Annotated in this window: 7 protein-coding genes; 2 read left to right on the top strand and 5 right to left on the bottom strand. The window is 72.7% G+C overall.

Annotated features, from left to right (window positions below; genetic code table 11):
- Positions 1–9 precede the first annotated feature (9 nt).
- Complete coding sequence (gene ggt, locus SCA03_RS25360; protein WP_371863986.1) at positions 10–2,004, bottom strand: gamma-glutamyltransferase; 1,995 nt, start codon at positions 2,002–2,004, stop codon at positions 10–12.
- 261 nt (positions 2,005–2,265) lie between these two features.
- On the opposite strand from ggt, the gene SCA03_RS25365 reads away from it, so the two are divergent.
- A complete protein-coding gene (locus tag SCA03_RS25365) occupies positions 2,266–3,009 on the top strand; it encodes a hypothetical protein (RefSeq protein ID WP_030886807.1) in 744 nt (247 codons plus the stop codon).
- Between the two features lie 12 nt (positions 3,010–3,021).
- On the opposite strand, the gene SCA03_RS25370 is transcribed toward SCA03_RS25365, so the two are convergent.
- Genes SCA03_RS25370 through SCA03_RS25385 form a run of 4 tightly spaced genes read right to left on the bottom strand, consistent with a single transcriptional unit; the run spans position 3,022 to position 6,459 of the window.
- On the bottom strand, positions 3,022–3,981 hold the full coding sequence (locus SCA03_RS25370; RefSeq protein ID WP_078873804.1) for an amino acid ABC transporter permease: 960 nt from the start codon (positions 3,979–3,981) through the stop codon (positions 3,022–3,024).
- Positions 3,978–4,622: an amino acid ABC transporter permease gene (locus SCA03_RS25375; RefSeq protein ID WP_030886815.1), complete on the bottom strand. Its 645-nt coding sequence runs from the start codon at positions 4,620–4,622 to the stop codon at positions 3,978–3,980. Before SCA03_RS25375 ends, SCA03_RS25370 begins: the two co-directional genes overlap by 4 nt.
- Before the next feature lie 16 nt (positions 4,623–4,638).
- Positions 4,639–5,709 carry a glutamate ABC transporter substrate-binding protein gene (locus SCA03_RS25380; RefSeq protein WP_141275677.1) on the bottom strand — a complete coding sequence of 357 codons (1,071 nt, stop codon included), beginning with the start codon at positions 5,707–5,709 and terminating at the stop codon, positions 4,639–4,641.
- Positions 5,710–5,721: 12 nt separating this feature from the next.
- Entirely contained in the window at positions 5,722–6,459 is a 738-nt protein-coding gene (locus tag SCA03_RS25385; protein ID WP_030886820.1) for an amino acid ABC transporter ATP-binding protein, read from the bottom strand.
- Positions 6,460–6,797: 338 nt separating this feature from the next.
- Here SCA03_RS25385 and SCA03_RS25390 point away from each other — a divergent pair, with 338 nt between their 5' ends.
- On the top strand, positions 6,798–7,571 hold the full coding sequence (locus SCA03_RS25390; RefSeq protein ID WP_030888164.1) for a GntR family transcriptional regulator: 774 nt from the start codon (positions 6,798–6,800) through the stop codon (positions 7,569–7,571).
- The last annotated feature ends 87 nt before the right edge of the window (positions 7,572–7,658 follow it).

The raw sequence follows: 7,658 nt of genomic DNA on the forward strand, positions 1-7,658 counted from the left end.
CGGGTGCCGTCAGTGCCCCGACGGGTGGACGACCATCGCCGAGCCGCCGCCGCGCCGCTCGGTCTCGGCGGCGGCGCGCCAGCGTCCGCCGGGCAGCCGCTGGACGCCGGTGGCGGCGCCGATCTCGGCGGTCTCCTTGAAGGAGTGGCCGAGCTTCTCCAGGCCGGCGCGGACCGGGGAGTCCAGCAACCCCGGTTCGGCCTCGGTCTGTTCGGCGTTGCGCTGGCTGGCGCGCGGCGCCGCGATGGCGTCGACCAGCGGCATGCCCCGGTCCAGATGGTTGGTCAGCGTCTGGAGCACGGTCGTGATGATCGTCGCGCCGCCGGGCGAGCCCAGCGCGAGGACGGGGCGGCCGTCGTCGAGCACGATCGTCGGCGCCATCGACGAGCGGGGCCGCTTGCCGGGGCCGGGCAGGTTCGGGTCGTACACCCCGGGTTGGGCCGGAACCATGGAGAAGTCGGTCAGCTCGTTGTTGAGCAGGAAGCCGCGCCCGGGCACCGCGATGCCGCTGCCGCCGGTCTGCTCGATGGTGAGCGTGTAGGCGACGACGTTGCCCCACTTGTCGGCGACCGTCAGATGCGTGGTGTTCTCGCCCTCGTAGGGCGTCGGCGCCGCCTGGCCGCTGTCACCGCTGTCGCAGCCCTGCGGATCGCGGGGGTCGCCGGGGGCGACGGGGCTGGTCAGCGCCTTGGAGTCGTCGATGAGGCAGGCGCGCGCGTCGGCGAAGCGCTGCGAGAGGAGGCCCTCGGTGGGCACGTCCTCCTGCGTCGGGTCGCCGACCCAGCGGCCCCGGTCGGCGAACGCGATCCGGCTGGCCTCGATGTAGCGGTGCAGATACTCCTGCTCGCTCATGCCGCGCAGATCGCTGCGCTCCAGCATGTTGAGCGCCTCGGACACGCTCGTGCCGCCGGAGGACGACGGCGCCATCCCGTAGACGTCCTTGCCGCGGTACTCGGTGTGCGTGGGCTTCTGGAAGCGGGTGCGGTAGCGGCGCAGGTCCTTCGTCGTCATGTCACCGGCGCGCACGGTGCGTTCGGCATCGGGCGCGACGGGCGGCTTGCGCACGGTGCGGACGATGTCCTTGCCCAGCGCGCCCTTGTACAGGGCGTCGACGCCGCGCTCGGCGAGCAGGTCGTAGGTGCGGGCCAGGTCCGGGTTCTTGAGCGTGGAGCCGGTCTTCGGCGGTTCGCCGCCGGGCAGGAACAGGTCCGCCGTGGCGGGGAAGTCCCGGAAGCGGTCCTCGTTGTCGGCGGTCTGCTGCCGGAAGGTCTCGTCCACGGTGAAGCCGTCCCGCGCCAGCTTCGTCGCGGGCCGCAGCACCTCGCGCAGCGACTTGCTGCCGTACGCGTCGAGGGCGTCCTGCCAGGTGGCGGCGGTGCCCGGGGTGCCGACGCCCAGACCGCTGGTGACGGCCTCGTCGAAGGGGATGGCCTTCCCGTCCTCGGTGAGCAGGTTCTTGTCCGCGTTGAGCGGCGCCTTCTCCCGGCCGTCGATGGTGTGGACCCTGCGGGACGCGGCGTCGTACATCACGAAGTAGCCACCGCCGCCGATCCCCGCCGAGTAGGGCTCGGTGACGCCGAGGGCGGCGGCCGTGGCGACCGCGGCGTCGGCGGCGTTGCCGCCCCGCTTGAGGACTTCCAGGCCGGCGGCCGAGGCGTCCCGGTCCACGCTGGAGACCGCGCCCCCGTACCCGGTGGCCACGGGCGTCTTGGCGGGCGGGGCCTGGCCCGTGCCGGGGTGGGCGGCGGCCGGGACGGTCGCGGTCAGCGCGGCGACGGCGGCCAGCGCCGTCACCCCGGCCACCCCCGCGAACAGATCTCCCCTGCTCCTTCCGGCGGGGGCCGCGCGCCCGGCGGAGCGTCCGGGAAGGGCGCGCCGTGTGCTGCCCGCCCGTCGTGGACGCCGTGTACGCCGCAGGAGCCCCGCGCGCCGGGTGTGGCCGGGCGGCGGTGTCCGCCTGTCTCCGCCTTCGGGCGGCAGGCCGTCACCGGGGGATGTGGGCATGGGTACCTCCGTTCGCCGGTCGCCGCGCCGGCCCGCGCGGCGGAGGCAGCGTAGTGCGGTTGACGCGGCTGCGTCAGTAGCCGGGAGCCGACGGCACCGTCCCGGCTCCGGCGTCCCGGCAACACCCGTGCGCCGTACGCGCCGTACACGCCGAACCGCCCGTAGCGGGGCCACCGGCAGGAGCGGCACATCCGTGACAAGCAGAGCACCGGCTCACCCCGTCCGGTGGGGAACACCTGTGTGGGCTTACGCTGCCGCCCCATGGAAGAGAACTTGCGGGAGATCGTCCTCGGCGTGCTCGTCGCCGCGATCACGGCCTCGGCCGGCTGGTTCGCGCGCACGTACCTGTGGCGCCGCAGGCTCCAGCGCAAGCAGCGCTTCTTCGGGATGCCGCCGAACTCCGAGTGTCTGCTGGTGGTCAACCGGGACGCCGCGGCCGGCGAGTGGTCCGTCGCCCGGCACGACGTGTTCGCGCTGCTGGAGCTGTCCGCGCTGATCAAGGACTGCGGTGCCAAGGCCGACGTCGTCTCGCACGACGCCGCCCAGCAGGGCTTCGGCGAGCGCACCGAGTTCTGCCTGGGCGGGCCCGTCTCCAACCGGCGGATGGCGGCACACCTCCAGTCGCTGCTGCCCGGTGTGCACATGGACACCTCCGCCGCACCCGGCCCCGACCGGGGCGCGTTCACCATCGGCTCCGAGCGCTACCGGCTGGAGAACGGCACGGCCGAGCACGTGCTGCTCGCCCGGCTGACCGCGGGCCGCACCGGGGATGTGCGCCCCGTCTTCCTCATCTGCGGGCAGCGCTCCATCACCAATCAGGCCGCGGCACGCTATCTGGCCCGCCACCATGTGCGGCTGGCCCGCAAGCACGGCACCGAGGGCAACTTCTGTCTGCTGCTGAAGGTCGTCAACTCCCAGGCGTACGGCCCCGATGTCGTCGAACTGGTCGCCGACGTCACCCGGGCCGCGACGACGCCGCGCCGCGGTGCGCACCGCGCCGGGTGACGCCGGACCGGCTCATCTGCCGCCCGCCCCGGGCATGGTCGGGCCGGACTCGGCGGGGGCGACGGCGGCGGCCTCGGTCTTCACACTGCGCCGCTCGCGCCGCGCGACCCAGGTGGCACACCGCGACAGCAGCATGCACAGCCCGATGTAGATGGCGGAGATGACGAGGACGACGGGGATGAAGGGCATGGTGTAGTCCATGTTGATGGCGATCAGCCGCCCCGCGTGCAGGAACTCGTCGTAGGTGATCAGGTAGCCGAGCGAGGTGTCCTTCAGCGCGACGACGAGCTGGCTGATGATCGTCGGAAGCATCGACCGCACCGCCTGCGGCACCAGCACGTACGTCATCACCTGCGTCTTGCGCAGTCCGAGCGCGTAGGCCGCCTCGCCCTGGCCGGTGTCCACGGCCCGGATCCCGCTGCGGAAGACCTCGGCGAGCACGGAGCCGTTGTACAGCGTCAGCCCGGCCACCAGCGCGGGCAGCGCCTGTACCTGGAGCGCCACGAAGATGAAGAAGATCATCACCAGCACGGGCATGGCACGGAAGAACTCCACCAGCACGGTGCTCACCCAACGCACCGGCGCATGGTCCGACAGCCGCCCGCAGGCGAGCACCGCCCCCAGCGCGAGGGCGAGGACCGCGGCCATGGCGAACGCCTTGAGGGTGTTGCCGAGCCCGCTGAGCAGCAGCTCCTGGATCCCGGTGTAGCCGAAGGGCCGCCATTTGACGGCCGCGAACTGGCCTGTGTCGACAAGGAGATGAATCACCCAGGCCAGCACGGCGGCCAGCACGAGCGTCGCCACCACGCCGTAGCCGCGGTGCCGGGCACGGGCCCGTGGACCGGGGATGTCGTAGAGCGCCGAGGACGCCGCGCCGACGGGCTGCGGCCGTCCGCGCCGGGCGGCGAACCACCAGCGCCGCCGGGGCCGTCGGTCGGGCGGGGACGGGGACAGGGGGCCAGGAGCGGTCATCGGGCGACTCCCCAGCGCCGCTCCAGCAGATGGAAGAGCGCGCTGATCGCGAGGGTCAGGATCAGATAGCCGAGCGCAATCCAGACGAAGCTCCAGATCACGCTGTAGCCGTTCTCGTTGAGGGTCTTGTAGGTGCTCAGCAGCTCCGTCACGCTGAACGACCCGGCGATGGCCGAGTTCTTGGCGAGCGCGATCAGCGTCGAGCCGACCGGCGCGATGACGGAGCGGAACGCCTGCGGCAGGACGACGGTGCCGAGCGTCTGCCCGAACGTCATACCGAGACTGCGGGCCGCCTCCCCCTGGCCGAGCGGCACGGTGTTGATGCCGGAGCGCACCGCCTCGCAGATGAACGACGAGGTGTAGCAGCCCAGCGCGAGCACCGCGAACAGCTCGAAGGGCAGCGCGATCCCGAACCGCGGCAGCCCCAGCAGCATCGCGAAGAACAGCAGCGTGAGCGGGGTGTTGCGCAGCACCGCCACCCACGCCGTGCCCACGCACCGCAGCGCGGCCACCGGTGCCACCCGGAACCCGGCCATCAGCACACCGAGCGCCAGGGCCAGCAGGGAGGAGAAGACGGTGAGCCGGATGGTGCCGAGGAATCCCTCGCCGTAGAGGGAGAAGTTCTCTGTCAGGACGTTCATCGGCCGCTGCTTCCTCTCAGCGCGTCAGGGAGCGGTCGGGGCGGGGCGGCGCGGGCGCCGGCACACCGGACAGGCCGAGCGTCGCGTCGTAGGCCCGCTTCCAGTCGCCGTTCTTCTCGCGGGCGACGAGCGCGTCGTCGATCGCCGCGGCCAGCGCCCGGTCGGAGCGCGGCAGTCCGATCCCGTAGGGCTCCTTGGAGAACGCCGCACCGACCACCTTCAGCCGTCCCGGGTCCTTGGCCGCATAGCCCAGCAGGATGGTGTCGTCCGTGGTCACGGCGTCGACCTGGTCGTTGAGGAGGTTGTCGACGCAGATCGCGTAGCTGTCGTAGGCGACGGGCAGGGCCCGCGGGTAGTCGGACTGGATGCGCTGGAGCGGGGTGGAGCCCACGGCCGAGCAGATCTTCTTGCCCGCCATGTCCCCCGGCCCCTTGAGCTGCTTCTCCCCCGCCCGCACGAGCAGCCGCTGCCCCGCGATGTAGTACGGCCCGGCGAAGCCGACGAGCTTCTTGCGCCCGTCGTTGATGGTGTAGGTGCCGACGTAGTAGTCGACCTGGCCGTTCTGGAGGGCGGTCTCCCGGTTGGCGGAGGCGATGGCCTTGTAGGTGATGTCCCTCTCGGGATCGAAGCCGAGGGAGGCCGCGACCATCTTCGCGATCTCCACATCGAAGCCGGAGTAGACGCCGGTCGCCGGGTCCATCTCCCCCATGCCGGGCTGGTCCTCCTTGACGCCGACCGTCAGCCGGCCGCGGTCGTGCGCGCGCCGCCACGTCGGGGAGCCCGGCAGCGAGAAGCCGGAGTCGACGCCGTAGCGCGGCAGTTGACCCGGCTGCGGTCCCCGCGCCGGAGGGCTGCCGGCGGCACCGCAGCCGGCGGTGCACACGGCCAGCACCGCGAGGACGACGAGGACGGCGGCGGGGACGCGGCGACGCCCTCGGCCGCGGGGGCTCCGGAGGTGGCCGGTGCGCCGGGTGTGCCGGGCGCCGGCGGCGAGCCGGAAGCGTGGAGCGCGCGGGGTGCTCCGGGTGTGCGGGGCGCGTCGGGCGTGCGGAGTGAACAGCCGCGCGCGGGGCGGGCGAAGGCGCATGGCGGGCCCCTCTCAGTGCTTGAGGATCTTGGAGAGGAAGTCCTGGGCGCGGGCGCTGCGCGGCGCCGTGAAGAACTCCTCCGGGACGCGGTCCTCGACGATCTGGCCGTCCGCCATGAACACCACGCGGTTCGCGGCCGAGCGCGCGAACCCCATCTCGTGGGTGACGACCACCATCGTCATCCCGTCCCGGGCCAACTGCTGCATGACCTCCAGGACCTCGCTGATCATCTCCGGGTCGAGCGCCGAGGTCGGCTCGTCGAACAGCAGCGCCTGCGGGTCCATGGCCAGGGCCCGGGCGATCGCCACCCGCTGCTGCTGGCCGCCGGAGAGCTGCGCGGGGTACTTGTCCGCGTGCTCGGCGAGCCCGACCCTGCCGAGCAGTTCCCGCGCCCGCGCCTCGGCCTCCTCCTTCTTCCTCCCGCGCACCTTGACCGGCGCCAGCATCACATTGGCCAGCGCCGTCTTGTGCGCGAAGAGGTTGAACGACTGGAAGACCATGCCGACTTCGGAACGCAGCCGGGCCAGCTCCCTGCCCTCGGCCGGCAGCGGCTCTCCCGCCAGGGTGATCGTGCCGGAGCCGACGGTCTCCAGACGGTTGATCGTCCGGCACAGTGTGGACTTCCCGGAGCCGGAGGGGCCGATGACGACGACGACCTCCCCGCGGCCGACGGTCAGATTGATGTCCCTGAGCACATGCAGGTCGCCGTAGTGCTTGTTGACGCCGCGCAGCTCGATCAGCGGTTCCATAGGAACGGGAAACTACCCGGCCGAATGGGGCAGTTGCGGGATGACACGCAGTACCAGGACACATGCGGAAGAGCACGGATACATGCGGAAGAGCACGGTCATCACGGCCTAGGTACGAAGGAAGCCCCTGGGTACCTAGCCTTCTGGCACGCCGTCGCACGACGGCCCGGGCCCGGAGTCGCGGGCCGGCGACGGCGAGGAGCGGCACGCGGCCCGTGCGAGCGCTCCGGGCGCGCCCCGGCAACACGTACGGGGCACCCGGAGACGCTTCACCCGCGGCCGCGCGGTGAGTTCTCACATGCTGTGCCGAATGATCTCTCAGCTGGAAGGGACCCGGAATGGGTGATACGGACGACGCCAGGCCCGTCTATCAGCGGATCGCCGACGACCTGCGCCGTCAGATCGACGAGGGAACGCTGCGGGTCGGCGCCCGTATCCCCTCCCGCGCGGAGCTGAAGCGGTCCTACACCGCCAGCGACCAGACGGTGGACCGCGCCGTACGGGTGCTCAAGTCGGCCGGTTACGCCGAAGGGCAGTTCGGCCGGGGGGTGTTCGTGACGGACCGGGCGCCGGTCGGCACGCTGCTGCGCTCGACCGGTGCCGTCGACTCGCCGTTCGCCGCCCGGATCGCGGCCGTGGGCGGGGGCGTCGGGCCGGCCGGCGGAGTCGTGTGGGAGGCCGTCTCCAACGCCGCGCACGCGCCGGACCGGATCGCGGAGCGGCTGCGCATCGCGCCCGGCGACCCGGTGATGTGCACCCACTACGAGTACCTCGCGGACCGCCGCCCCGTGCAGCTGGCCACCAGTTGGGAGCCGCTCGCCATCACGGAGGGCACCGACGTCGTCCACCCCGAGCGCGGGCCGTACGCGCGGCGCGGGGTGCGCGGCCGGCTGGCCGCCATCGGGATCCGGGTGGTGCGCGCGGCCGAACTCGTCGGCGCCCGACCCGCCACCAGCCCCGAGGCGGAGACGCTGGGCTGCTCACCCGGCCAGTGCGTCACCGCCGTCGAGCGCACCCACTACGACGAGGACGAGCGGCCGGTGGAGACCTCGGACATCGTGGTGCGGGCCGACCGCTGGCGGCTGGAGTACGGCATCACCTTCACCGGCTGAGCACGGTCCGGGCCGGGGGGCGGCGGGGGCCGACGGCGCGTCATCGGCGGGCGGCGGCACGGGAGTTGACGTGCGCCGCCGCCCGCC

Source organism: Streptomyces cacaoi, from assembly GCF_006539165.1.
Taxonomy (GTDB): Bacteria; Actinomycetota; Actinomycetes; order Streptomycetales; family Streptomycetaceae; genus Streptomyces; species Streptomyces cacaoi.

Bases quoted from the DNA above. Each gene is read 5' to 3' on its own strand.
- ggt (WP_371863986.1), bottom strand. From the start codon at position 2,004: ATGCCCACATCCCCCGGTGACGGCCTGCCGCCCGAAGGCGGAGACAGG.
- SCA03_RS25365 (WP_030886807.1), top strand. From the start codon at position 2,266: ATGGAAGAGAACTTGCGGGAGATCGTCCTCGGCGTGCTCGTCGCCGCG.
- SCA03_RS25370 (WP_078873804.1), bottom strand. From the start codon at position 3,981: ATGACCGCTCCTGGCCCCCTGTCCCCGTCCCCGCCCGACCGACGGCCC.
- SCA03_RS25375 (WP_030886815.1), bottom strand. From the start codon at position 4,622: ATGAACGTCCTGACAGAGAACTTCTCCCTCTACGGCGAGGGATTCCTC.
- SCA03_RS25380 (WP_141275677.1), bottom strand. From the start codon at position 5,709: ATGCGCCTTCGCCCGCCCCGCGCGCGGCTGTTCACTCCGCACGCCCGA.
- SCA03_RS25385 (WP_030886820.1), bottom strand. From the start codon at position 6,459: ATGGAACCGCTGATCGAGCTGCGCGGCGTCAACAAGCACTACGGCGAC.
- SCA03_RS25390 (WP_030888164.1), top strand. From the start codon at position 6,798: ATGGGTGATACGGACGACGCCAGGCCCGTCTATCAGCGGATCGCCGAC.